General features: G+C 41.8%; 26 protein-coding genes. 15 read left to right on the forward strand and 11 right to left on the reverse strand.

The window, feature by feature from the left end; genetic code table 11:
- Positions 1-37: 37 nt before the first annotated feature.
- The 4 genes from hflD to H5123_RS04365 all read right to left on the reverse strand — a co-directional run bounded on the left by hflD (position 38) and on the right by H5123_RS04365 (position 3145).
- Entirely contained in the window at positions 38-670 is a 633-nt protein-coding gene (gene hflD / locus H5123_RS04350) for a high frequency lysogenization protein HflD (protein WP_273057104.1), read from the reverse strand.
- A 3-nt stretch (positions 671-673) separates the two neighbouring features.
- On the reverse strand, positions 674-1792 hold the full coding sequence (gene mnmA, locus H5123_RS04355) for a tRNA 2-thiouridine(34) synthase MnmA (RefSeq protein WP_182697141.1): 1119 nt from the start codon (positions 1790-1792) through the stop codon (positions 674-676).
- Between the two features lie 235 nt (positions 1793-2027).
- A complete protein-coding gene (locus H5123_RS04360) occupies positions 2028-2501 on the reverse strand; it encodes an NUDIX hydrolase (protein WP_182697142.1) in 474 nt (157 codons plus the stop codon).
- A gap of 32 nt (positions 2502-2533) precedes the next feature.
- Complete coding sequence (locus H5123_RS04365) at positions 2534-3145, reverse strand: pseudouridine synthase (RefSeq protein ID WP_259395263.1); 612 nt, start codon at positions 3143-3145, stop codon at positions 2534-2536.
- 437 nt (positions 3146-3582) lie between these two features.
- Between H5123_RS04365 and H5123_RS04370 the strand changes: the two genes are divergently transcribed.
- Positions 3583-5808, forward strand: coding sequence for an NADP-dependent isocitrate dehydrogenase (locus H5123_RS04370; protein ID WP_182697144.1), 2226 nt, complete (start codon positions 3583-3585; stop codon positions 5806-5808).
- A gap of 145 nt (positions 5809-5953) precedes the next feature.
- On the opposite strand, the gene cspD is transcribed toward H5123_RS04370, so the two are convergent.
- Positions 5954-6160, reverse strand: coding sequence for a cold shock domain-containing protein CspD (gene cspD / locus H5123_RS04375; RefSeq protein ID WP_011637711.1), 207 nt, complete (start codon positions 6158-6160; stop codon positions 5954-5956).
- A gap of 196 nt (positions 6161-6356) precedes the next feature.
- Between cspD and clpS the strand changes: the two genes are divergently transcribed.
- Both clpS and clpA read left to right on the forward strand, forming a co-directional pair.
- On the forward strand, positions 6357-6665 hold the full coding sequence (gene clpS / locus H5123_RS04380) for an ATP-dependent Clp protease adapter ClpS (protein WP_124015871.1): 309 nt from the start codon (positions 6357-6359) through the stop codon (positions 6663-6665).
- 42 nt (positions 6666-6707) lie between these two features.
- Positions 6708-8966 (forward strand): ATP-dependent Clp protease ATP-binding subunit ClpA, encoded by a 2259-nt coding sequence (clpA, locus tag H5123_RS04385; protein WP_182697145.1) that lies wholly within the window; start codon positions 6708-6710, stop codon positions 8964-8966.
- Between the two features lie 395 nt (positions 8967-9361).
- Here clpA and infA read toward each other — a convergent pair whose 3' ends face one another.
- The 3 genes from infA to aat form a co-directional block, all read right to left on the reverse strand.
- Positions 9362-9580: a translation initiation factor IF-1 gene (infA, locus tag H5123_RS04390; protein ID WP_011496276.1), complete on the reverse strand. Its 219-nt coding sequence runs from the start codon at positions 9578-9580 to the stop codon at positions 9362-9364.
- Between the two features lie 79 nt (positions 9581-9659).
- Complete coding sequence (locus tag H5123_RS04395) at positions 9660-10379, reverse strand: arginyltransferase (protein WP_124015873.1); 720 nt, start codon at positions 10377-10379, stop codon at positions 9660-9662.
- Complete coding sequence (aat, locus tag H5123_RS04400) at positions 10369-11076, reverse strand: leucyl/phenylalanyl-tRNA--protein transferase (RefSeq protein ID WP_182697251.1); 708 nt, start codon at positions 11074-11076, stop codon at positions 10369-10371. Before aat ends, H5123_RS04395 begins: the two co-directional genes overlap by 11 nt.
- A gap of 105 nt (positions 11077-11181) precedes the next feature.
- Between aat and H5123_RS04405 the strand changes: the two genes are divergently transcribed.
- Entirely contained in the window at positions 11182-11616 is a 435-nt protein-coding gene (locus H5123_RS04405) for a glycine zipper 2TM domain-containing protein (protein ID WP_182697252.1), read from the forward strand.
- A 100-nt stretch (positions 11617-11716) separates the two neighbouring features.
- Here H5123_RS04405 and H5123_RS04410 read toward each other — a convergent pair whose 3' ends face one another.
- Positions 11717-12085, reverse strand: coding sequence for a hypothetical protein (locus tag H5123_RS04410; RefSeq protein ID WP_182697146.1), 369 nt, complete (start codon positions 12083-12085; stop codon positions 11717-11719).
- Positions 12086-12510: 425 nt separating this feature from the next.
- Between H5123_RS04410 and H5123_RS04415 the strand changes: the two genes are divergently transcribed.
- A complete protein-coding gene (locus tag H5123_RS04415) occupies positions 12511-13290 on the forward strand; it encodes a Nif3-like dinuclear metal center hexameric protein (RefSeq protein WP_182697147.1) in 780 nt (259 codons plus the stop codon).
- A gap of 193 nt (positions 13291-13483) precedes the next feature.
- The gene (locus H5123_RS04420; RefSeq protein WP_182697148.1) at positions 13484-15409 is read left to right on the forward strand and encodes a monovalent cation:proton antiporter-2 (CPA2) family protein; all 1926 of its coding nucleotides are present in this window, start codon (positions 13484-13486) and stop codon (positions 15407-15409) included.
- A 136-nt stretch (positions 15410-15545) separates the two neighbouring features.
- Here the strand turns inward: H5123_RS04420 and metG are convergent, their stop codons facing one another.
- The gene (metG, locus tag H5123_RS04425) at positions 15546-17597 is read right to left on the reverse strand and encodes a methionine--tRNA ligase (protein WP_182697149.1); all 2052 of its coding nucleotides are present in this window, start codon (positions 17595-17597) and stop codon (positions 15546-15548) included.
- Between the two features lie 156 nt (positions 17598-17753).
- Here metG and apbC point away from each other — a divergent pair, with 156 nt between their 5' ends.
- From apbC to H5123_RS04470, 9 genes are read left to right on the forward strand one after another with little or no spacing between them, the layout of a single operon-like run.
- Positions 17754-18869, forward strand: coding sequence for an iron-sulfur cluster carrier protein ApbC (gene apbC / locus H5123_RS04430; RefSeq protein WP_182697150.1), 1116 nt, complete (start codon positions 17754-17756; stop codon positions 18867-18869).
- Between the two features lie 9 nt (positions 18870-18878).
- Positions 18879-19517 carry a uridine kinase gene (gene udk / locus H5123_RS04435; protein WP_124015879.1) on the forward strand — a complete coding sequence of 213 codons (639 nt, stop codon included), beginning with the start codon at positions 18879-18881 and terminating at the stop codon, positions 19515-19517.
- Between the two features lie 21 nt (positions 19518-19538).
- Positions 19539-20123, forward strand: coding sequence for a dCTP deaminase (gene dcd, locus H5123_RS04440; RefSeq protein WP_124015880.1), 585 nt, complete (start codon positions 19539-19541; stop codon positions 20121-20123).
- Positions 20123-20950 (forward strand): aminodeoxychorismate lyase, encoded by an 828-nt coding sequence (gene pabC / locus H5123_RS04445; protein WP_182697151.1) that lies wholly within the window; start codon positions 20123-20125, stop codon positions 20948-20950. The genes dcd and pabC overlap by 1 nt, the downstream gene beginning before the upstream one ends.
- Before the next feature lie 4 nt (positions 20951-20954).
- Positions 20955-21965, forward strand: a complete 1011-nt coding sequence (gene mltG, locus H5123_RS04450; RefSeq protein ID WP_404948298.1) for an endolytic transglycosylase MltG — start codon at positions 20955-20957, stop codon at positions 21963-21965.
- Complete coding sequence (tmk, locus tag H5123_RS04455; protein ID WP_182697152.1) at positions 21962-22609, forward strand: dTMP kinase; 648 nt, start codon at positions 21962-21964, stop codon at positions 22607-22609. Before mltG ends, tmk begins: the two co-directional genes overlap by 4 nt.
- Positions 22610-22637: 28 nt before the next feature.
- Entirely contained in the window at positions 22638-23612 is a 975-nt protein-coding gene (holB, locus tag H5123_RS04460; protein ID WP_182697153.1) for a DNA polymerase III subunit delta', read from the forward strand.
- A 54-nt stretch (positions 23613-23666) separates the two neighbouring features.
- Positions 23667-23993 (forward strand): PilZ domain-containing protein, encoded by a 327-nt coding sequence (locus H5123_RS04465; RefSeq protein WP_124015885.1) that lies wholly within the window; start codon positions 23667-23669, stop codon positions 23991-23993.
- Between the two features lie 54 nt (positions 23994-24047).
- The gene (locus H5123_RS04470) at positions 24048-24836 is read left to right on the forward strand and encodes a TatD family hydrolase (RefSeq protein ID WP_124015886.1); all 789 of its coding nucleotides are present in this window, start codon (positions 24048-24050) and stop codon (positions 24834-24836) included.
- Between the two features lie 363 nt (positions 24837-25199).
- Here the strand turns inward: H5123_RS04470 and rsmF are convergent, their stop codons facing one another.
- Complete coding sequence (rsmF, locus tag H5123_RS04475; protein ID WP_182697154.1) at positions 25200-26654, reverse strand: 16S rRNA (cytosine(1407)-C(5))-methyltransferase RsmF; 1455 nt, start codon at positions 26652-26654, stop codon at positions 25200-25202.
- Positions 26655-26710 lie beyond the last annotated feature (56 nt).

Consider the following 26710-nt stretch of genomic DNA (forward strand, 5'->3'; position numbering starts at 1 on the left):
GAAGCTCCTTGATGAACTTGGTTGTAGGGTGATTCGATTAATTGTTATTTTGGCTTTGTTTTGCTGTGTCAAATATTGCCTTGCGAGCAAACACCAGATGGCGGCGTTTGCCACCTAATTGACGCCATAATACTGCACTGCGCATTGCTGCAAGCAGCAAAGCACGAATTTTATGTTGCACCTGAGGTTGCTTTAGGCAATCGGGATTACCCGATATTTGTAATTTAGGCCCTAATTCGCTGATGACATCACTATAAATACTGGCAAAATTGGCCAGGACTTGTTCATCGGTAATGGCAAAGTGTGCTAATTGGCGATGCACTTGATTGATGCGTTCAGCAAGCATGCCCAAACCATTTGGTGAGCGTGCAAGCTTTCGTTCCAGGGTTAACACGCCAACAAGGTAACGAGTGGTTTCGACATCTTTGTTGCTGCCATCCCCAAGCTGATTTTGGATCAATTGGTAACCATTATCTAAAATGGTTTTATCCTGATACACATCTGCCGTGGATTCTGGTTCGGTGACTAAAATAGTGTTAAGAGTTGCCGCTAAGGCGTCTTTGTCACTTTCACCGTGGCGGGCTAAATACTGCACTTGACCGATAGCTTGTAAAATACCGGCAAAAGCCATAGTGCGTTCAAACAAGATGTTGTCTGGAGTTTGGCTCACGGATTATCCTCGGATTAAGGTATCGATTATGCCGCCACCTAAACAGATGTCACAATCATAAAATACTGCTGATTGCCCTGGGGTCACTGCGGCAACGGGTTCATCAAACATCACGGTAATGTTTTCGGCGTCATCATAAGAGAGTGTGCAGCCGACATCACGTTGACGATAACGAGTTTTAACCGTGATATGGCAATGATTGGCGGGACCTTTTCGATCGACCCAATGCAGTTGATTAACTGTCATACCGTTGGACATAAGGCGAGGGTGATTACTCCCTTGCGCTACAATCAACACATTACGGACTAAATCTTTTTCAACCACATACCATGGGTCTTCATTACTGTTTTTAAGTCCACCAATACCAAGACCTTTGCGTTGTCCAAGCGTGTGGTACATCAAACCTTGGTGAGTTCCAATGACTTCGCCTTCAGAGGTTTCAATATCACCAGGCTGTGCAGGTAAATAGGTGGCTAAAAAGTCGGTAAATTTGCGTTCACCGATAAAGCATATGCCAGTGCTGTCTTTTTTGTCGTGAGTAATTAATCCCAGTTTTTGGGCTATTTCGCGAACTTGATGCTTTTCAAGTTCACCAACCGGGAATAAGCTGCGACTGACTTGTTCATGACTTAAGGTGTATAAAAAATAGCTCTGATCTTTATTACCATCAACACCGCGGAGCATTTCAACGCTGCCATCACTGTTATCTCGACGGCGGACATAATGGCCCATGGCGATGTAATCGGCGTCTAAAATGTCGTCGGCAAATTCAAGAAAGGCTTTAAATTTGATTTCTTTATTGCACATAATGTCAGGGTTCGGTGTGCGGCCCGCTTTGTATTCTGCTAAAAAGTATTCAAATACATTGTCCCAGTATTCTGCAGCAAAATTAACGGTATGCATTTTAATCCCGAGCTTATCACATACCGATTGTGCATCTTTTAAATCATCGGCCGCTGCGCAATATTCATCAGTGTCGTCTTCTTCCCAGTTTTTCATAAACAGACCTTCAACCTCGTAGCCTTGCTGCATTAACAAGTAAGCTGATACTGAAGAGTCTACGCCGCCGGACATACCGACAATGACTTTTTTACCGTTTGATGCTGGGTTGATTGATGTCATAAATCCTAAAAACCTTGAAGATAGATAGTGTGTATATGGTGCCGCAATGCCAATGTTTCAAGGCAATTGCACTCGATTTTTGTTGGTCGAGATGTTGGATATTGTTGCTTGCACGTATTGAACCGATTGATTCCGATAATGCTGAGTAAACATGACATTTGTGCGGCGCATATTCTATCACGCATTCGCTTAATGGGCTATCTTGAGGTGCAGGCAAATTGCCTGACACCAGTCATTAAAAGTAATCGACATTCAGCAGTGACAGAGGGGTGTGCTGTGATGGGTGGTTTTTATCGGCTTGCTGCACAAAGTCTGCAATACTTTTTACCACTAGCGGGCTACGAAGCTGGCTGCCAAGGGCAATGATTTCAGCTAGGCTTAGCCAGTGCGTGGTTATAATGGCACTGTCCAGAGGAAGCGCTTGGCGTTGCTCAGACAGTTCGATACAAAATGTATAGCGCACAAAGGCTAACTCGTCCGAGGCGCTAAATTGGTAGATGCCGACAATGGCTTGAGGTGATAACGCGAGTCCGGTTTCCTCGACTATTTCACGAGCACATGCTTCAATTATCGATTCATTTGCCTCTAAATGCCCAGCCGGTTGATTAAATTTAATGGCACCGTTAATGCGTTCTTCAACCAATAAAAATTTACCTTGGCAGTGGATCACGCAAGCGACAGTGGTATTAGGTTTATAACGTTCAGTCATCTTGTCCTCTTGTATACAGTGTCTGCCAGCGATTACTTTGCTGTGTTGATCAGTTTATATTCACCATTTGGTAAATCATCTAGACACCATTGGCCTATTTTATAACGGATTAGTCTTAAGGTTGGATGGCCGACATGTGCCGTCATGCGCCTAACTTGGCGATTTCGACCTTCACAAATTTGTACTTCTAGCCAGCTTGTTGGAATGGCTTTGCGCTCACGCACTGGTGGGTTTCTGGGCCAAACCGCGGGTGAGTCCATTAGACTGACTTTTGCAGGTAAGGTCATACCATCTTTTAATTCTACGCCATTACAAAGTGCGTTAATGGTGTCAATTGACGGCTCACCTTCAACTTGGACCCAATAGGTTTTGAAGGTTTTTTTAGCTGGATGAGTCAACTTTGCCTGCAATTGCCCGTCGTTGGTGAGTAACAGTAAACCTTCACTGTCGCGGTCTAAACGCCCGGCAGCATAAACATCTGCAACTGGAATAAAGTCTTTTAATGTTTGCCGGCCTGCTTCATCGGTAAATTGGCACAACACATCAAAAGGTTTATTAAATAACACAATGAGTGGATTTTCAGGTCGAGGTTTTTGCGGCGGACGCGATTTCACCCTGCTGCGATTGCCAGCTTTTGTCGACATGTCTGCTTTGTAGGGAGATGTTTTTTTGAATGGACTCAATTTACCGATTTTTGCCATAAAGGTATGGTTAACATCCTTTGCTAATACGAGTGAGTGATAAGTAAGCGAATATAAATCAATTTATGTTAGTTTACTGCGTATTCGCCCTTAGTGGAATTTGAAAATTATTAAGAATGATCTATGATGTCCGCCTAAAAATTGTGATCTGTGCCTAATTTATCATTCTGAGCTGGCGAATTTAACCGTCAAATCTCAGAGGTTTGAGAACAAAATATAATAAAAAATGGGATAGGGGATTTCACATACTTGGCTGATAACAAGTGGACCTAGATCGCTGATCTTGGCTTACTTATGCGAGTGTTATCCATCAAAGCCCGTCAAATGCTTACGCAATTTATTCTAATAAATTATTAATTTACAATAATGTAGGAAATAAAATGAAAGATAACACTCCAACGATCATATACACAGAAACTGATGAAGCGCCGGCACTTGCTACGCTATCTTTATTGCCTATTATCCGTACTTTTACTGACGCAGCAGGTGTGAAAGTTGAAACGCGTGATATTTCTTTGTCGGGTCGTGTTATTGCTAACTTCCCTGAAAAATTAACCGCAGAGCAAAAAATTGCCGATGCGTTAACAGAATTAGGTGAATTGGCTAACAAGCCAGAAGCCAACATCATTAAGTTACCTAACATCAGTGCGTCAGTGCCTCAGTTAAAAGCATGTATTGCTGAACTTCAAGCAAAAGGCTATGACATTCCTAATTATACTGATGAGCCTAAAAATGACGCTGAAGTTGAAGCGCAGTCACGTTACGACAAAATTAAAGGCAGTGCAGTAAACCCAGTATTACGTGAAGGTAACTCTGACCGTCGTGCACCAACCTCAGTGAAAAACTACGCCAAGAAAAACCCTCATTCAATGGGTAAATGGGCCAGTGATTCTAAGTCTCATGTTGCTCATATGAGCGAAGGTGACTTCTACGGTAGCGAACAGTCTGTAACCTTAGCAACTGCAGATAAAGTCAATATCGTATTGACTCAGCAAGACGGTAAAGACGTTGTTCTGAAAAGTGGTTTAGCACTATTGGCTGACGAAGTGATTGATTCTTCAGTGATGAGTAAAAAAGCCCTTGTAGAATTTTATACTCGTGAAATTGAAGCGGCAAAATCTGAAGATATATTATTATCTTTACACCTTAAAGCCACCATGATGAAAGTGTCTGACCCAATATTATTCGGTTTGGCAGTGAAAGTGTTCTTTAAAGATGTATTTGATAAGCATGGCGCATTATTTGCTGAGCTCGGCGTAGATGTAAACAATGGTTTTGGTGATGTCTATGCCAAAATTAGTACTTTACCAGAAGCTAAGCGCAACGAAATTGAAGCTGATATTGCTGCTGTTTATGCTGCTCGTCCAGCACTTGCAATGGTAGATTCAGACAAAGGTATCACCAACTTACACGTACCAAGCGACATCATTATTGATGCTTCAATGCCAGCAGCGATTCGCTCTTCTGGTAAAATGTGGGGCCCAGATGGCCAGTTGCAAGACACCAAAGCAATGATCCCAGATCGTAGTTACGCCGGTGTTTATCAAGAAACTATTTCGTTCTGTAAAAAGCACGGTGCATTTGACCCGACCACTATGGGCAGCGTGCCTAACGTGGGCTTAATGGCTCAAAAAGCAGAAGAGTACGGTAGTCATGATAAAACGTTTGAAATTAAAGCAGCAGGTACGGTTAATGTAATTAATCAAGCTGGCGATGTATTAATGAGTCATAACGTTGAAGCTGGCGATATTTACCGTATGTGCCAAGTGAAAGATGCGCCTATTCGCGACTGGGTTAAGCTAGCCGTTAAGCGCTCGCGTTTAAGCAACACACCTGCAGTATTCTGGTTGGACAGCAATCGTGCTCACGATGCTGAGTTAATTAAGAAAGTGACTGTATATCTTGCCGAGCAAGATACCGCTGGTTTAGACATCCAAATCATGACCCCAGAAGATGCGACTCGTTTTACTTTAGAGCGCATTATTAAAGGTGAAGATACTATTTCTGTAACGGGTAACGTATTACGTGACTACTTAACAGACTTATTCCCAATTCTTGAGCTGGGTACCAGTGCAAAGATGTTGTCTATCGTTCCATTGATGAGTGGCGGTGGCTTATTTGAAACAGGTGCCGGTGGTTCAGCGCCTAAGCACGTGCAACAAGTCGAAAAAGAAGGTCACTTACGTTGGGATTCATTAGGTGAGTTTTTGGCACTAGCGGCTTCTTTAGAGCACTTAAGCCAAACAACAAACAATGCTAAAGCGCAAGTGCTAGCAGATACCTTAGATGTGGCTATTGGCGTGTTCCTTGACACCAATAAATCACCTTCTCGTCGCGTAGGCGAACTCGATAACCGTGGTAGTCACTTCTACCTAGCGATGTATTGGGCACAAGCATTAACAGAGCAAACTGAGGATGCAGAGCTGGCAGCGCATTTTGCTCCACTCGCCCAATCATTGGCTATAAATGAAACGGTTATCCTTGCTGAGTTGAATGGTTCACAAGGTCCTGCAGTTGATTTAGGTGGTTATTACCGTTTAGATGCAACTAAAGCCGAACATGCCATGCGTCCTAGTGCAACATTAAACCAATTTGTTATTGGTTAAGGGCATAACCGCTCACTAAACGTGATTTTTGTTTAATGAATCCATCTTGGTATCAAGGTGTTAAATTGATAAATTTGACGTTTTTTAGATAATAAAAAAAGACAGGGATTAAAATCCCTGTCTTTTTGTTTTATAGTCTCACCAATTAAATTGTTGGCGAGATGGCTGAAGCATGCATTCCTTTAGGGCCTTCTTCAACTTCGAAGCATACAGGTTGACCTGCTTTTAAGGTACGATAACCTTCCATTTCGATAGTTGAATAGTGCGCAAATACATCTTCACCACCCTGATCAGGGCAAATAAACCCGAATCCTTTGGCGTTGTTGAACCATTTAACAGTTCCGTTTGCCATACTTCCACTTCCTTCTGTTGTCTACTTACCAGTAAGATAGTAAAACTTATTATCCAGCGGTCTAGTATTCGCCGCCTAGCAAACAGAATGAAATTTGTACGAAAAGAAGTCAAGAGCTAATTAACAAAAAGGCAACATTTAATTAATTTAACAATATCAAGTGGTCGGGAACCAAACGAGAGGCTAGTATTAAACAATGGCTAAATTAGGCAACGTAGAACATATTGCGGAAAAGGTTGAATCTGAACTACAACCGCCCAATATGTATAAAGTGGTGTTAAATAATGATGATTACACCCCAATGGATTTTGTGGTAGAAGTATTACAACGATTCTTTGAGAAAAATGAACAGCAAGCTGTTGATATAATGTTAGCTATTCATAATCAAGGTAAAGGATTGTGTGGTGTATTTCCATTTGGAATAGCAGAAACAAAAGTTTTTCAAGTAAATCAGTTTGCAAGAGAAAACCAACATCCGTTACTGTGTACGTTAGAGAAAGCATAATATCGATTTCTCATAGTCTGTGGTTAAATTTAAGAGGTGCTTATGCTGAACAAAGACCTGGAAGTCACCTTGAACCTAGCGTTTCAGCAAGCTAGAGATTCACGTCATGAATACATGACGGTAGAACATTTATTATTAGCGCTGATCGACAATCCCTCTGCCTACGAAGCATTAATTGCTTGTGGTGCGGATGTGAATCGTTTACGTGAAGAAGTGGCTAATTTCATTCAACAAACCACGCCGATTATTGCTGAATCGACTGAAGAACGTGAAACTCAACCCACCTTGGGATTTCAACGTGTTCTGCAGCGTGCGGTGTTCCATGTGCAATCATCTGGTCGCAACGAAGTCTCCGGTGCCAATGTACTGGTGGCTATTTTTAGTGAGCAAGAATCACAAGCGGTTTATTTGCTGCGCCGCTGTGATATTACTCGCCTAGATGTAGTGAATTTTATTTCTCATGGCATGGCTAAAGAAGATGATTCTGGTGAATCACCAGATGAAGAACGTGTTGAAGACCAATCTGAAACTGCCGAAGATCGTAGCATGTTGGCGCAATTTGCCGCCAATTTAAACCAACTTGCGCAAGACGGTATTATCGATCCACTTATTGGGCGTGATGCTGAAATTGAGCGTGCAATTCAAACCCTGTGTCGTCGCCGTAAGAATAATCCCTTGCTTGTGGGTGAAGCTGGCGTCGGTAAGACGGCTATTGCAGAAGGTTTGGCTTATCGGATTGTCAATAAACAAGTGCCAGATGTGATGGCTAATGCCACCGTGTACTCGCTAGATTTAGGCTCGTTATTAGCGGGCACTAAATATCGTGGTGATTTTGAAAAGCGTTTTAAAAGCTTGTTGAAAGAATTGGCTGCCGATGAACATGCGATTTTATTTATTGATGAAATCCATACCATTATTGGTGCTGGCGCCGCGTCTGGTGGTGTCATGGATGCCTCTAACTTACTCAAGCCATTATTGTCTAGTGGTAAGTTACGCTGCATGGGATCTACTACATTCCAAGAGTATCAAAGTATTTTTGAGAAAGACCGCGCTTTAGCTCGTCGCTTCCAAAAAATTGATATCAATGAGCCTTCTGTGGCCGAAACCACCAAAATATTGATGGGGCTTAAATCCAAGTACGAAGAATATCATGGTGTGCGTTATACCCAAGCTGCTATCAGCAGTGCGGCTATTTTGTCGGCGAAACACATCAACGATCGTCATTTACCTGACAAAGCGATTGATGTGATTGATGAAGCCGGTGCTCGTATGGTGATGATGCCGCAAAGCAAACGTAAAAAGACCATTGGCCAAGCTGAAATTGAAGCCATCATTGCTAAGTTAGCCCGTATTCCTGAGAAGTCGGTATCGTCGACTGACAAGGATATGCTGCGCAACCTTGAACGTAACCTTAAGATGGTTGTATTTGGTCAAGACAAAGCGATTGAGAGCCTCAGCGCTGCCATACGCTTATCGCGCAGTGGTTTAGGTTCTGAGAAAAAGCCAGTAGGAAGCTTTATGTTTGCAGGCCCAACAGGGGTAGGTAAAACAGAAGTGACCAATCAATTGGCCAATTGTCTTAACCTCAAGCTGATCCGCTTTGATATGTCTGAGTACATGGAACGTCATACCGTGTCACGCTTAATCGGTGCGCCTCCTGGCTACGTTGGTTATGATCAAGGTGGCATGCTCACCGATGCTGTGATTAAAAATCCGCATTGTGTGGTGTTGCTTGATGAGATTGAAAAGGCACACCCTGATGTATTCAATTTACTATTGCAAGTCATGGATCACGGGACATTGACCGACAACAACGGTCGCAAAGCTGATTTTAGAAATGTCACCTTAGTGATGACCACCAATGCTGGTGTACAAGAAACTATTCGTAAATCGATTGGTTTTAGACAGCAAGATCACACCCAAGATGCGTTAGCTGAAATCAATAAGATGTTTTCACCTGAGTTCCGTAACCGTTTAGATTCAATCGTCTGGTTTAACCATTTAGACATGACAGTTATTGCCAAAGTGGTGGATAAGTTCTTAGTGGAATTGCAGGCACAGCTAGATGATAAACGTGTCACCCTGGATGTCAGTGATGAAGCGCGAACCTTGCTGGCTGAGAAGGGCTATGATAAATCAATGGGTGCGCGCCCAATGTCACGTGTGGTGACAGAATTGATTAAACGTCCGTTAGCCGATGAAATCTTGTTCGGTGTGCTTGAACGAGGTGGTATTGCGCATATTGACGTCAAAGATGGTGAGATCAACATCGATTGCGAGTCGTTGGAAAAAGTCTCGTAATAATCAATTTGATTCACAATATGCTATTAAAAAAGATGACCCATGGGTCATCTTTTTTTATGCGTGTTAATTGCGCCTATTACCGTTGCTTCAATAAATCAGTCATCAAGGTAAAGCATTTCTTACTGTTCAATTCAATGGGTATTGATAACAAAATGGGTGTCCCCTTTTAAATCAATAAACATAGCAGTGGATCGTATGAGGTGCTTCTGCAAAACGGATTACAACCATCGCGATGCTTGGTTGAATGTCTGATAAAAGGGTTACCCATTACGTTGAACATTCGTCTTGTTTGATGCGTGTTGCGTTACGTTGAATACACTGTATTTATGCAGTTTGGTATAACAACAAAAAAACCGACAGGCAGTCGGTTTTTACATTGTTGAGGCTAGCGATTAACGTGCGCGGAAGACGATACGACCTTTAGATAAGTCATAAGGTGTCAACTGTACAGTGACTTTGTCACCCGTTAAAATACGGATGTAGTTTTTGCGCATTTTGCCAGAGATGTGGGCTATCACCACATGTCCATTTTCAAGCTCTACGCGGAACATTGTATTTGGCAAGGTCTCAAGGATAGTGCCCTGCATTTCAATGTTGTCTTCTTTCGCCATTAATTAGTTATCCCATTAGCCTTCAAATATGAAAAAATCGGGCGTATCATGCCCCAAAAACGCCGAACTGTAAAGGCCGTTAACAAGAAAGAGGCGTAAGATTTTCGCCAACTTGCCAACCAAGAGCCGTTAAAATTTGATATGGACGATATTGGCGTTTGTAACTCATTTTTCTATTTTGATCAATTTGATAGCCCAAATACAAAAATCGTTTACCTAATGACTTAGCCAATTGGCATTGAATTAAAATCATCAACGAACCCAGTGATCGTTCTGCGTAGTCTGGGTCGAAATAGCTGTATATGGCCGAGAAACTTTGCGCCATCTCATCGGTCACCGCCACGCCAATTAATTGGTCTTTATCAAACAGTTCAATAAACATTGGCGGTAACCAATCTGATAGTAAAAAATCATCATATTGAGCTTGTGATGCCGGGTACATAGGGCCATCACTATGGCGTTCATTGATATAGCGTTGGTATAAGTCATAGTGCTCTGGCCGTGATGTATGACTGATTTTCCAATGCAAGTCTCGGTTGTTTTTTAAGGTTCTTTTTTGGCGTTTGGACAACACAAAATCATTCACATTCAGTCGAATAGATTGGCAAGATTGGCAACTCGGGCAGCGTGGTTTATAAATTGCGTTACCGTTGCGACGAAACCCCATCGCAAGAAGTTGTTCAAACAGCGATGGGTCTATTTGTGGTTCTTGGATCACCAATAATTGCTCTTTATTGCCTTCAATATAGTTGCAATCAAAAGGTTGGCTTATGCCGACACTAACCGATTTAGAATTCAATAAACACCTCTTGTTTGATCCATATGGATGCTGACTTTGTTTGATCTCGGCCGCAGTGAAGTATGGATAAAAACTCACTTCTTGGTATCGCCTTAGCCCCAAGACTTAATAAATGTGGATTCATTACTTGCGCGTCAATTAGTTGAAAATCATGTTTCACCAAGTGTTGATTCAGTATAGCAAATGCAGCTTTTGATGCATTAGTTTGCCGATGAAACATCGATTCACCGCAAAAAACATTGCCCACTGGAATACCGTAAAGCCCACCCACTAAATCGTCGCCATCCCAGACTTCAACAGAATGCGCAAGACCTTGCAGATGAAGTTCATAATAAGCCATTTGGATTTCGGCAGAAATCCACGTGCCATCCTGTGAACTTCGTGGCTGAGCACAACCGGCTAAGACATCTAAAAATGCATGATTGATAGTGTATCGCCAGGTGGATTTTTTAAGAAACCTAATCAAGCTTTTGCTGCCAAATGGATGACGAGGTTCAAATACCGCTCGAGGATCTGGTGACCACCATAAAATGGGATCACTGACATTAAACCAAGGGAAAATACCTTGATAATAGGCTTCTGCTAAGCGCTCTGGACGTAAATCTCCCCCAATGGCTAATAAGCCATTGGGATCGATAAGCGCCAGCTCTGGTGGCGGGAAGTCGATGGATTGATTTAAATAAGACAGTGAGTTCAAAATGAGTATATTATTTGGCATACCTTATCGTTAACTTAGCGGATATTGATCATGTTTAAAATCATAACTGTCAATGTGAAGAGTATTTTTGTAGTTTTACTGACTATGTGCTTGTTTTGTGGTCAAAGCCAAGCTGCTTATGAGCGAAATCAAGCCGTACCCGTGGAAAAAGTCATCTATGGTCAGATTGAATCGGTCAAAAACATCACTGAAAAACAGCTCGTTGAAGACAGCCATAGCGGCTGGAAAACTTTTGGTGGCGCCTTAGTCGGTGGAGTTATAGGACATCAGTTCGGTGGCGGTTCAGGCCAAGATGTTGCTACCGTTTTAGGGGCATTAATTGGTGGCGGTATAGGCAGTCAGCATGGAAACCAACAGTATTATCTTGAAACTAAATTAGTTGAACTCATGATAAAACAAGAAGATGGAAGCCAAGTTATGGTTATCCAAGATGCAGATCCGGGGATGCGTTTTACTGCCGGTGATGAAGTGAGAGTGGTTTATTTAAGCGGTTATGTCAGGATTGATTTGGCGATGTAATAGCATACGCAATAAAACAAAAAGGAGCCTAGGCTCCTTTTGTGTATTACAAGGGCAAAATCCATTTGCAACAGTACATTGGCTACTTTGCTAAAGGTGATTAAAACCCACGAGGTAATGTTTGCTTACCTGAAGTGTGCTCGAGCTTTTGACGCCATAACTGCTTAGGCGTTAAACCGCCTGAAGTTATTTGAGCTTGGCGATTGGGTGATTTTTTTGCTGCCGCATTGTTGATTGGCATGGCTGCAGGTTTAGCGATAGGTTTGTGCATCTCTGCCACAGGCTGTTTATTTGTCGTAGAGGCAGTAAGTTGTGCAAGCATTGTTTCAAGTTCGCTAAAGCGCACAGATTTCTGGCCGTCAATTTTGTACCAACTGCCTGCTTGCTCAATTGATACTGTGTTACCAGATTGTCGTTCTAGTGCCGTTTGTAGTTGGCTGATGACCTCTTCTTTAGTCAATGTTGTCATAGTAAATAACCTATTGGTTGTCATGTTAAATTAAGGTTGTCACTAATTTTAAAGTGTTAATGCATCAAAAGTCCAATTGAGCTATAAATTGGCGGATTTTCCATCCGAAAGTTGATTTTATCAGCGGGTAGAGTGATATTTTCTGCATCATTAGGTTTCGATTTAATCTGGATTGAATTTGACAATCGACTGTACTTATTGGCGGCTCAAGTCTAATTTTTTTGGTGGTTATTTTTGTTTTTTTAAATTAATTTTTAGCTTGGATATTCTTCGCGAGAGCGACAGTATTCGGTTAAACTGATGATATCGCCATGGCGTACAGTATGGATCGCTATCGTCTGAGTGAATATCGGTTAAGTCCGCATGGTTTATACGAATAAGTTTATATTTTTGTTGCTTAAGATTAGTTAATTTCTAGGGGTTTTATGTCCACACATCATCAGACATCAGTTGTTTCTCGCCAAGCATTAGCGTCTTATCTTGATAGTTTTTTAAATGTCTCTGCCTTTAAAGACTACGCACCAAATGGGTTACAGGTCGAAGGCAAGTCGGATATTCGCACCATTGTCACCGGTGTCACTGCATGCCAAGCATTAATTGATGCGGCGATAAAGGTCAACGCTGATGCTATTTTGGTTCATCATGGTTTTTTTTGGAAAAATGAGCCCGAAGTGATCATCGGCATGAAATATCGACGGATCAAGGCCTTAATAGAAAATGATATCAGTTTATTTGGTTATCACTTACCGTTAGATGCTCATCATGGTGTTGGTAACAATGCTCAGTTAGCCCAACAGTTAGGCATTATTAGTCCAAGAGTTTATGAGCAGGTGGCTCAAGATTTATTATGGCATGGTCATTTGGAACACCCAATGACGGTTGCAGAGTTTAGCGAGTTACTTAATACAGTATTAAACCGTAAACCTTTGCACATCGGGGATGAAACCAAAATGATTTCGACCTTGGCTTGGTGTACTGGCGGCGCGCAAGACTATATTGATTATGCTGCACAAATGGGCGTTGATGCGTTTATTAGCGGCGAAGTATCAGAGCGCACATTTCACACCGCAATCGAGCAAGGTTTACATTATTTTGCTGCTGGTCACCATGCGACTGAGTTATTTGGCATTCAAGCTTTAGGTGATCATTTAGCGGAAAAATACAATATTGAGCATCATTTTATTGATATTGTAAATCCGGTATAGCTGGATTAATAACTTGGCGCTTAGCGGTGTTGACTGTGTTCTGCATGTTTTTTAAAGACTTTGCTATCGTGTAGATAACAAATGGTTGTAGCGACGCTCTGGCAAGGTTACTGGGTCATTGATATTGAATGTGGCCGGTATCATTGATGATAGAGCGTGTGCGGATGATATTGCTTTCATTGAGATTGGGTAAATGACCGAGTATTTTTTACAAGCCTTTATTTATTTAACCGCTGCCGTTATCGCCGTCCCTTTAGCAAATAAATTGGGATTGGGTTCGGTACTCGGCTACCTCATTGCTGGGGTTGTTATTGGACCTATTATTGGTTTAGTAGGCAGTGAAACCAACACTATCCAACATTTTGCTGAATTTGGTGTTGTGATGATGCTATTTTTGGTCGGTTTAGAACTTGAACCGAAAATGTTGTGGGCGATGCGAAATCGTTTACTCGGACTGGGTGGTCTGCAAGTTGTGGGTTCGGTTGTGGCGGTTATGGCCTGTGCCATTTATGCTGGCTATCAATTGAGTATTGCATTAACTATCGGGTTAATTTTTTCTCTGTCTTCTACCGCAATTGTATTACAAACGTTATCTGAAAAACGTCTCAATAAGACTCATGCAGGTAAAAATGCCTTTTCGGTATTGTTGTTTCAAGATATTGCCGTTATTCCCATGTTGGCCTTTATTCCGTTATTGGCTTTACCCGAATTAGTTGAGCAAGCCCAAGCTGCTGTAAGCAGTATGAGTGAACAACACGAGCAGCTAAGCTTAGTGGCATCTTTACCTGGGTGGGCGTATGCGATTGTATTGTTGTTAGCCATTAGTGTCGTGGTGTTGGGCGGCCATTATTTAAGCCGACCTTTATTTAAAATCGTTGCTGAGTCTGGTGCGCGTGAAATATCAACAGCTGCAGCACTTATGTTAGTGATAGGCATTGCCGCATTAATGAGTTTGGTGGGGATCTCGCCTGCATTAGGTACCTTTTTAGCGGGCGTGGTGCTGGCAAACAGTGAGTTTAAGCATGAGCTTGAAGCAAATATAGGTCCGTTTAAAGGCTTGTTGTTAGGCTTGTTTTTTATCACCGTGGGTGCCGGGATAGATTTTTCGGTGTTGTTTGCTGATTTTGCTGAAATCATTGCCATCACCTTAAGTGTGATGTTGATAAAAGCGATGGTGTTGTACGTGCTAGCGTTGATTTTCAGGATTAAAGGCAGCGATCGTTGGTTATTCACCTTATGTCTAGCTCAAGCGGGTGAGTTTGGCTTTGTATTGCTAAATTTTAGTGTGCAACAACATGTTATTCCAACTGACTTAGCTCAGACCTTGTCTATCGTAGTAGCACTATCGATGTTTTTAACCCCTGGACTATTCATTTTATTTGATAAAGTCATTTACCCGCGCTTTCAAGTGAAAACCAATCAACGTGAGCAAGATAATATCGATGATGAGGGCACTGTGATTATTGCGGGTATTGGCCGTTTTGGCCAAGTGGTCAATCGTTTTTTAATATCAAATAATATTAAAACTGTCGTGCTCGATTATCAGGTATCGCAAGTGGACACTATTAGGCGTATTAATACCAAAGCCTATTATGGTGACGCCACTCGACCTGACTTATTAAAAACAGCAGGTATAGAACAAGCATCGCTTTTTGTGGTGGCTATCGATAATCGCGAAAGCAGCGTCGAATTAGTCAAATATTTGCATCAAACTTACCCAAAACTGAAAATTGTCGCCAGAGCCTTCGATCGAGGCCATGGTCATTTGTTAAAAGATGCTGGTGCTGACATCGTCGAATCAGAAACCCATCATTCAGCACTTGAACTGAGCGTGTCCTCGTTACAGTTACTTGGTAACAGTGAAGAATATGTTTTAAGACGAAAGGCAACCTATAAGCGTGTTGAAAAAGAAGCCTCAAAACGTTTATATGATTTTTGGTTGAAAGAATCAGCAGGTGAGCGCTACAGTAACGATTTTATTAAACTGTTTATGTTGTATGAAGAGCGATTGAAACAAGCAATGGATGAAGATAATGCCGCTCATCATGCTGATGTTGATCTTCAGCATGCTATTAAGCTAACCCAAAAATCTGACGGTGATGTTAGCGTTAATGATTAATGGATGATTTTATTATTGTCGCTGAACCTGCTAACTAGCTGCAATGGCTTTGATAATTAATAATTGCTTATTGATTTGATGAACGTGCAAACTAAAAAAAAGACCGCCGCAGCGGTCTTTTTTATGAAGTTAAGTGTTATTTAACTCGCATACCTGGCTGCGCACCTTCATGAGGTTCAAGTATAAATAAATCTTTACCACCTGGGCCAGCCGCTAATACCATACCTTCTGAATCACCAAACTTCATCGTGCGTGGGGCAAGGTTTGCCACCATTACGGTGAGTTTACCCACTAAGTCTTCAGGCGCATAAGCCGATTTTATACCCGCAAATACTTGCTTAGTTTCGCCGCCTAAATCTAATTCTAGACGCAGTAGTTTATTGGCTTTCTCGATATGTTCCGCTTTGCTGATACGAGCAATTCGTAAATCAATTTTTGCAAAATCTTCAAAGCTTATTTCTGGGCTGATAGGATCTTGCTCTAATTGATTAACGGCTTGTGTCGGCGCATCGGTGTTAGGAGCGTCCGTATTAGTGGCTTGCAAGTTTTCTTTAGAGGCATCGATGATAGCTTCAATACTCTTAGGTTCGATACGTTGCATTAAGGCTTTAAATGGTGCAATTTCATGGCCTGATAAATCTTGGGCCAAATTATCCCATGTTAAGGTTAACTGTAAAAATCCTTCAACATTTTCGGCAAGCTTAGGTAATACAGGCTTAAGATAAGTCACCAAAATTCTGAACAGATTTAATGCATTACTGCAAACCTGATGTGCTTCTTGTTGTTTATCTTCATGCTTAACTAATTGCCAAGGTGCGGCGTCAGCAACATAAGCATTAGCAATATCTGCTAGCGCCATGATTTCACGCATCGCTTTACCAAATTCGCGGGTTTCATATAATTCAGCAATAATCTCGCTTTTGGCTAAGAATATGTCGCTTAGGCTGCTGTCAGTAACCTTGGCTAATTTACCGTCAAAACGTTTACTGATAAAACCAGCGGTACGAGAGGCAAGGTTAACTAATTTTCCGACCAAGTCAGAGTTAACGCGTTGGGCAAAATCTTCTAAGTTTAAATCTAAATCATCAATACGGCTGTTTAATTTAGCGGCGTAATAATAACGTAGGTATTCAGGATCCAAATTGTCTAGATAAGTGCGCGCTTTGATAAACGTGCCTTTTGATTTCGACATTTTTGAACCATTAACCGTGACATAGCCGTGAGCATACACGCTAGTCGGTTTACGAATACCAGCGCCTTCAAGCATGGCAGGCCAGAATAAACTGTGGAAATAGACAATGTCTTTACCGATGAAGTGATACACCTCTGCCGTTGAGTCTAGGCCCCAAAAATCGTCAAAGTTTAAGTCATCACGCTTATTACATAAGTTTTTAAATGACCCCATATAACCAATAGGTGCATCTAACCAGACATAGAAAAACTTACCTGGAGCGTCAGGAATTTCAAATCCAAAGTAAGGTGCATCACGGGAGATATCCCATTGCTTTAGGCCTTGATCAAACCATTCATTAAGCTTGTTGGCCATTTCTTGTTGCAAGGAACCTGATTGGATCCACTCTTTTAACATACCTTCAAATGCAGGCAGGTCAAAAAAGAAATGTTCGGTGTCTTTCATTATCGGTGTTGCGCCAGATACGGCTGACTTAGGATTGATTAAATCCGTAGTGCTGTAGGTTGCGCCACAATTATCACAGTTATCGCCGTATTGATCTTCAGACTTACATTTTGGGCAGGTGCCTTTAACAAAACGGTCTGGTAAGAACATTAATTTTTCAGGGTCATATAATTGTGAAATGGTTTTGGTTTTGATGTAACCACCATCACGCAGTTTTAGGTAAATATCACAGGCTAAGGCGCGATTTTCTTCGCTATGAGTGCTGTGGAAATTATCAAACTGGATATTGAAGTCGGCGAAATCTTGCTGATGTTCCTTTTGAACCTGAGCAATCATTTCTTCTGGTGTAATACCCATTTGCTGCGCTTTGAGCATGATCGGTGTGCCGTGAGCATCGTCGGCGCAAATGTAGTGGCATTCATGACCACGTAATTTTTGAAAACGTGACCAGATATCCGTTTGGATGTACTCAAGCATGTGGCCTAGGTGGATCGGGCCATTGGCATAAGGTAGGGCACTTGTGACCAGTATTTTACGCTGTGATTTTGTCATTTTGTCTCGATATCAAATTACACCAAAAATATTGCCTGATACTAACTGATTTGCAGACTTTTTTCACCAAAACATGACTTAAAAAAGCTTAATAGTCGCTATTTTTTTACCAAGTTCTGATACACTTGAGCAAATTTCTACTTCGGAGTTGCCGTTTTGGTCAATACACATACAAATTATCAATTAAGTGATGAATTATTGTCACCAGTGTTAGATATTTTAGAAGCATTTGAAGACCCTTATTTGCGTAAAGGCTTAGTGAGTGCAGGATGTGTAACCGCACTGTCGATAGAAGGAAAACGCCTACAATTAGGCTTAGTTTATCCTTATCCGTGCATGACACAATATCGCGATACTGTGATGGCTGTGACCAATAAATTGGCTGTACTTGACGCGATTGATGAAGTGGAGTGTGAAATTGATTTTCAGCCTCGAGTTTATTCAGCACTGCCTGCTATTCCACCTATTCCTAACGTAAAGCAAGTTATTGCCGTGGCATCAGGTAAAGGTGGTGTGGGTAAATCAACTACCGCAGTGAATCTTGCATTAGCTTTAAAAGCTGAAGGCGCTGAAGTGGGTATTTTGGATGCCGACATTTATGGCCCGTCTATTCCATTGATGTTAGGTATTCCTAATTTTCGTCCACAATCGCCAGATGGCAAGCACATGACGCCCGCGCTAGTTCATGGTATTTCTGCGCAATCAATTGGTTTTATGTTAAGTGGTGATGAAGCCGCGGTATGGCGTGGTCCTATGGCAGCGGGTGCATTAGCACAGTTACTCAATGAAACCCAATGGCCTGAATTAGACTATTTGATTATCGATATGCCACCTGGAACCGGTGACATTCAATTAACCTTGTCGCAAAAAGTGCCAGTAAGCGGTGCCGTCATTGTTACCACGCCACAAGACATTGCCTTAGCGGATGCTAAAAAAGGCATTACCATGTTTAACAAGGTCAATATCCCAGTACTTGGGATTATCGAGAACATGAGTTTCCATCTTTGTCCTGAATGTGGTCATAAAGAACACCCATTTGGTACTCATGGTGGTAGTGAAATAGCTAAACGCTATAACGTGCCGTTGTTAGGCGCACTGCCACTGCATATCAATATTCGTGAATCAATGGACAATGGTACGCCGAGCGTAATGAGCGAACCAGAAAGTGAAGTGTCAGGGATATATCGCGAAATTGCCCGCAAGCTTGGGGCTGAGTTATCACTTCAACAAGTACAATCAACCGTAAAAATTAGCATATCAGAAGACGAGTAAGGTTAAGAGATGAATTCTCAGCAGTGTGTCATTATTGGGATTGCCGGTGCGTCGGCTTCAGGTAAAAGTTTAATTGCTAAAACAATTTTTGAAGAATTGTGTCGTGATTTAGGAACCAATCAGATTGGTGTGATCAATGAGGATGCCTATTATCGGGATCAAAGTCATTTGACCATGGAAGATCGAGTCAAAACCAATTACGATCATCCAAAAGCATTGGATCATCAATTATTAGCGACTCATTTAACTCAGCTAAAACGAGGTGAAGCCGTTAGTATTCCTTGTTATAGCTATACTGAGCATACGCGTACCAGTGAAACGCTTAATATGCAGCCTAAAAAAGTCATTATCCTTGAAGGTATTTTGTTATTAACCGACCCTAAGCTGCGTGAGTTAATGGATGCCAGTGTGTTTATGGACACGCCATTAGACATTTGTTTTTTACGTCGGTTAACCCGCGATGTTGCTGAGCGCGGCCGCACAATGGAAACCGTTATTGCGCAATATAAACGAACAGTACGTCCAATGTTTTTACAGTTTATCGAACCGTCAAAGCAATATGCCGATATTATCGTTCCTCGTGGTGGTAAAAACCGCATCGCAACGGATATTTTAAAAACTAGAATTCAGCATTTATTGGCTAGATAGCCTTATTTAAGAGAGTGCCGCATGCGTTTAACCGATATAGAAATTGAGCAATGTTTAGATAATGGTAGCATTATCATCGATCCTCGTCCTGGTATAGAAGCCATTTCTGGTGTCAGTGTCGATGTCCGTTTAGGCAGCCAATTTCGGGTATTTAAAGACCATACGGCACCTTTTATTGATTTAAGTGGCCCCAGTGCAGAAATGCAAATAGCCCTTGATCGAATTATGAGCGATAAAATTGAAATCGCTGACGACCAAGCTTTTTTCCTCCATCCTGGCGAGTTAGCTTTGGCTGTGACCTATGAAAGTGTCACTTTACCTGCCGACGTTGTCGGCTGGTTAGATGGTCGCTCATCGCTTGCGCGCTTAGGTTTAATGGTGCATGTGACTGCGCATCGTATTGATCCTGGTTGGCAAGGGAAAATCGTGCTTGAGTTCTTTAACAGTGGCAAGTTGCCATTAGCATTACGCCCAGGCATGACCATCGGCGCGCTTAATTTTGAGCGCTTAAGTTCAGCGGTCGCTCGCCCTTATAACACTCGTAAAAGTTCCAAATATAAAGATCAACAAGAGGCTGTCGCAAGCCGGATCAGCCAGGATAAATAATGGCGCCAGTTTGGGTTAATCATCACGAGAACGGCACGATAAATCCATTTGATCGTGCTGTTGCTTATGGTGATGGTGTGTTTGCAACTATGCGCACCGCAGCAGCTGATATGCCGGCAGGGATTTTATTCCTTGATGGTCATATTTGTCGTTTGCAGCAGGGCTGTGAACGCTTGGGTATTGAGTGGCATGCCAGTGATTTATTAATAGAGCAACTGCAGCAACTCGCAAGGCAATACCCACAACATTGTATTAAGCTTTTGCTCACGCGCGGAGTCGGCGGCCGTGGTTATCAAGCACCGTCAAGCTCAAACGTGACTGAAGTCGTGTCAGTTAATGCCATTCCAGATCATTATCTGGATTGGCAGCAAAGTGGCATTTCGTTAGCATCATCATCGATATGTCTAGGCAGACAACCACTTTTAGCGGGCATAAAACATCTTAATCGGTTGGAACAGGTGCTAATTAAGTCTCAAGCTCTAGTTGACACTTATCAAGATTGGTTGGTGTTTGATTGTGATGGTTATGTGATTGAGTCATCAATGGCTAATCTTTTTATCGTCAGAAATAATCAAGTACTTACTCCTGCAATAACGCATGCGGGCGTCAGCGGCGTGATGCGCGAAATCATCATTGATACGCTGCTTTGTCATGGTATTGCTGTGATGGCAACACGACTTACGTTAAGCGATGTTCAAGCTGCTGAGCATATATTTATAACCAATAGTTTATTTGGCATGATTGATGTTACCGCCATTGACGATTTTCAATTTAGCCGTTGGACGCAAACACCGCGACTCAGGCAAATTCTAAGTGTGAATTTATAATATGATTAAAAAAATAAAAACATTTATATTAGCTAGTTTAATTCCTTTATTCACCTTGACTTGTATTGGTGGCTATTGGCTAGTATCTGGCCTAATGACTTATCAAAAACAGCCATTGCAGTTAACTGAAAGCCAGACGCTGACAGTAGAGCCTGGCACATCGGTGATTAAGCTTGCGCAACAGCTTGAGCAACAATCATTGATTACTGATAGTTGGAAAGTTAAATACCTGGTTAAACTTGAACCAAAGTTTGCCAATATTAAGACGGGCTTATACCAATTGATCCCCGGCGATACATTAGAAGCATTATTAAAACGTTTGTATTTAGGCCAACAAGTGGTTTTCAGTGTGACTCTAATCGAAGGCAAAACCATTGCTGAGTGGCAACAAACTCTGGCAACGACTGAACATTTAGCAAAAAACGCAGATGACTTTAACCAAGTGTTATTACAACATGGTGATACATCTGGCTTGCCTGAAGGTAAGTTTTATCCGGAAACATTCCATTATCATGCGGATGATAATTTACAGACCATATTAAATCGTAGTTACAACATGATGCAGGAGAGCTTAGCCCAAGCATGGGAAGGACGTGATCCTGATTTAGCTTTATCGTCACCCTATGAGCTATTGATTATTGCTTCTATTATTGAAAAAGAAACTGGTAAACCTGAAGAACGTGATTGGGTTTCAGCAGTGTTTAATAATCGACTCAAAAAAGGCATGCGCTTGCAAACCGACCCGACGGTTATTTATGGTATGGGTGAGCGTTATAAAGGCAATATTACCCGTAAAGATTTACGCCAAGCGACTGCATTTAATACTTATACTATTGATGGTTTACCACCAACGCCAATTGCTGCCCCTAGCCGAGCATCACTCTTTGCAGCGGCCAATCCTGCTAACGTAAATTATTTATATTTTGTGTCACGTAATGATGGTAGCCATGTGTTTTCATCCACGTTAAAAGCACATAACAATGCCGTAAATGAATTTCAGAGAAAAAGAAAATGAGTCAACAGCAAGGCAAGTTTATTGTCATTGAAGGATTAGAAGGTGCGGGTAAATCAAGCGCGATAGCCCTGGTTAATGATATTATTCAGCGCCATATTGGTCAGGCTCCTGTGTGTACCCGTGAGCCAGGCGGCACACCATTAGCAGAAAAAATGCGCGATTTAGTTAAAATTGCTGATGAGACTGACCCCTTATGTGACGAAGCAGAGTGTTTGCTTATTTATGCTGCCCGATCACAGTTAATCGCTAATGTTATCAAACCGGCATTAGCTGCAGGTAAGTGGGTGCTGGGTGATAGGCATAACTTATCTTCACTGGCTTACCAAGGTGGTGGCCGAGGATTAATGCCCTTAGTCAAAGCGGTCAGTGATGCTTGTTTGAGAGGCTTTAAACCTGATCTCACCTTGTATTTAGATATCGATCCAACACTCGGCTTAAGTCGTGCGGCAAGTCGCGGCAAACTTGATAGAATTGAGCAGCAAGCGATTGATTTTTTCGAACGAGCCAGGCGTACCTACTTACAATTAGCCCATGAGGATGACAGCATAGTGGTTATCGATGCTAGTCAATCTATGGCGCAGGTTCATCATGATATACAGATGCAATTGCAACATCATTTGCCCGTTCTTATGGCAGAGCTGTGATTGTTATAAAAAAGGATAATGTGGCGATATGAGTGATTATCAGATTGACCAATTACCTTGGTTAGCCGAGCCGCATCAGCGCTTTGTTGATCAACATTATCGCGGTAAAACTAGCCATGCCCACTTGTTCAATATTGATAAAGCGCTTGGGGGGGATAAGCTCGCTAAAGCTGCGGCACAAACAATACTTTGCCAACAACTGACCCCAGTTGGTGCTTGTGGTCAATGTAAAAGCTGTTTGCTATTGGCTGCTGGTAATCATCCAGATCTGTATATTATTGAGCCAGATGGCAACCAAATTAAAGTTGATCAAATTCGTCAGCTATGTCAAAAATTAACGCAAACGGCTCAACAAGGTGGGGCGCGCGTGGCGATAATCGTTGATGCTGAGCGCTTAAATTTAGCCGCAGCAAACGCATTACTCAAAACACTTGAAGAACCTGGTGATGATGTTGTGCTCATTTTGCAAACCAATACATCAGCTCAGTTACTCGCGACTATTACTAGCCGTTGCCAAACTCTTAAATTTATTGGACCGACTAAGTTAGATATCCAACACTGGCTAGCTGCGCAGCAGCTGTTGCCTGCAGCCAATGCCGAGGGTAAAACTCACGATGTGACTTGGTGTCTTAGTGTTGTGGGTGGTCCTTTGGCGTTAGCAAACAGTTTAACCAGTCAGCATTATCAACAATTGCTAACATTTCGCCAAGATTGGGCTCACAGTTTAAAAACGGGCCATTTAAGTGCTAGTTTACTCAAGGTGTCGGAACAACAAATTGTTGATGCACTTAATGTTTTGTATTTGTACTTACGTCAATATGTGTTAAAAAGTAGTAAAGTAAAAGCGGATCGTCAGCCATTAAATCCGTTAGTTCAAGCTAAAGTGATTGATCTTGGCGGGCAAGTGATGAAGATGTGTCATAAGCTTGAAACTATGCCCAGCGTGAATACTCAAGCATTGTGTCAACAATATGTTCTCGCATTTAGGAAGCTAACCAATTAACGCTATTTGGTTATACTAACATCTAACCTATTTATGGAATGAAAATAATTACTTATGGTCGATCTTGTTGTTCACTACGATACATTACATAAACTCTATCGTGCTTATATGCCGTTTATTAAGCCTGCTGGTTTATTTATTGCGACTACAGAAAGTCATTTTTTAGGCCAAGAGCTTACGATTGCTTATCGATTACCTGATGCAACCCAGGCCACAGAATTTAAAGGCACTGTGGTATGGATTAATCCATTAGGGGCATCCGGTGGGCGTCCTGCTGGTATTGGGGTTAAAATTAAAACGGATGTTGAAAGCCATAAACACCATATCGAAAAGTTATTATCGAGCGAACTTTCCTCTAGCGATTTGACCTGCACTATGTAGCTAGGTATTCTTGCGCATCTGTTTTATTTTTAATGTAGTTGCGAAAGAATTCCCATGCTAATTGATTCACATTGCCACCTTGACCGTTTAAAAGCGGCCCCAGACTCAGCCAGTTTACAATCTATTATGGACAATGCCAAAACTCAAGGTGTTGACTATTTATTGTGCGTCAATGTCCGCCAACAAGGCTTTGAAGCCATGCGCGACAAGGTGTCAGCCTTTGATAATGTTTTCTTGTCTTCTGGTGTACATCCTCTCGATGTGCAAGAAGGCTTGAATATTGAAGACATTAAACGTTTTGCTGACGATCCTCGCGTAGTGGCTATTGGCGAAACGGGTTTGGATTACTTCTATTCAAATGATACTAAAACCTTGCAACAACAGTGTTTTGAACAACAAATTGCTTTAGCTGTAGAGGTGAATAAACCATTAATTGTTCATACTCGTGATGCCCGAGAAGATACCATTAATATGCTTAAAGCTGGAGGCGCTGACAAAGTCGGCGGCGTATTGCATTGCTTTACTGAAAACTGGGAAATGGCTAAAGCGGCCATCGATTTAGGTTTTTATATTTCTGTTTCAGGTATTGTGACCTTCAAAAACGCGGGTGATCTTCGCAGTGTAATTCGTCAAGTGCCTAAAGACAGATTACTGGTAGAAACTGATTCTCCTTATTTAGCGCCGGTGCCACATCGTGGCCAAGAGAATCAGCCAGCCTATGTTCGAGATGTAGCTGAGTTTGTTGCAGAATTACGCGGTGAAAAATTTGAAGCGTTAGCGCAGTACACCACCGATAACTTTTTTAATTTATTCAAAGATGCTGCTAAGTTGATCGGTCGCTAACTAGATTCTGGCAATAATAATCCATTTCCCATATTAAATGACTTTTAAATCAATATAATGGGGTAATGGATTGCTGCTTGTTGATTGGAAAATAAGATAAAAAAAGACCCAAAACTATCCAATTGTTCTGGGTCTAGGGAAAGGGCTCGATTAAGAGCCTTGCGCTACTGTCGTGGCTGCTTAAGATTGCTTAAGCAGCCAAATAGTGAATCAAACATTGATTAACTATAGTCAGGTCGATTGGTTTTTGCATGAAATTTAATCAAATAAATCACTATTAATTTGATATTAAATTCATCTTTACATCAAGCCACTGATTATAGGGTTTATCGTCATGATTAAAAATGACTTGGTTACAAGTCGTTATAGGCTTAGATTGACGTTATCGCGGACTAACTCTCGCGGTAAATTGTTTTTCAGTCTATGGCCTAAATGCTTTACTACGCCTAATACTGCGTGATGATAACTGACTAACATTTCGCCTTGTGTCGTGATAGCCAAACGTTGTTGTATGGCATCATCAAAGCTGTTGCTGGCAATATCGCGTCCCATCAAAAAGTCTTTAGCTTGTGATGCTGTCAACTCAATGGTTCTTGGGGCGTCGTATGTTGATGCTGATAAGGCAATGATGGCTTCATGTTTCGCTTTGTAGCCCTTCTTCATTGCGTCTGCGAGTTTCAGTCCAATACGCTGAAAACGCATTTTACCAATAAAAGGCATAAACTGAGCTGGGAATAACCAGTACTCGTCATCCCGTAACATAATGATGTCGTCGGCGGGGATATTGATTGAAAAACTTTCTTTAAAATAATGCCTTAACTCTATTTGTTGTTTATCGTTTGCGACCGTAAAAGGGAAGTTTTTTTGCAACTTAGGCTGTTTTTTTCGACGTTCAACCGAGGCTGTTTTGCGGATTTTGGCGACAAAGAATCCTTCACTGTCGTAAATTTGCGGCCAAACATGTAGAAAACCTTCTTCTGTACATGCTTTGTCTGCGCCATCAAATAACTGCGCCAATGAGATAAACTCAACTGCATCAGGAAAGGTTTGTTGTAAATGTTGGCAAATATGCTGGTTTTCTAACTGGCTCAGAGTACAGGTTGAATACACTAAGGTCCCGCCGGGTTTTAGCGCTAAAAATGCCGATTCGATCAAATCTTTTTGAGTTTCGCCTATGGCGGTAACATCCTCAATATCCCAATGTTTTAAGGCCAATGGATCTTTACGAACCGTACCTTCACCGCCGCAAGGTGCATCAAGTAAAATGGCGTCAAATGCTTCAAATAAATACTCGCCAAAGACTCTGCCATCAAAATGGGTTAGAGCCGTGTGGCTAGCGCCCATACGGAGCACGTTGGCGTGTAATACCTTTACTCGGCTGGCAGAATATTCATTGGCCACTAACAAGCCACTGTTATTCATTAAGGCTGCGATTTGAGTGGTTTTAGAGCCGGGGGCAGAAGCCACATCTAAAACAATTTCAGGGTTGGCTTTACTTGAAAACAATGCCGTCGGTGGCAACATAGAACTGGCTTCTTGAATATAAAACAAGCCTTGGATATGTTCTATGGCATTACCTAGTTGAACATCGTCTTTACCTTCAATCCAAAATCCATCTTCACACCAAGGGATCGGCGATAGCAGCCAACCTGCTTGGCTCATGATATTGACGAACTGTGCGGTGCTAATTTTTAGTGTATTCACCCGAATAGATTTACGAAGCGGTTTGTCGCAATAGGCGATAAACTCTTCTAAAGATAAGTGAGTTGGTAACTCTTTCTCAATATGATTGATAAAGTTTGTATTTAATTGGGCCATAATAATAAACGATAAATTATTTTTGCAGTCATTGCAGCGATCATATCACGGAATTG

Origin of the sequence: Shewanella sp. SR43-4, from assembly GCF_014163845.1 — a bacterium.
In the GTDB taxonomy this organism is placed as follows: Bacteria; Pseudomonadota; Gammaproteobacteria; order Enterobacterales; family Shewanellaceae; genus Shewanella; species Shewanella vesiculosa.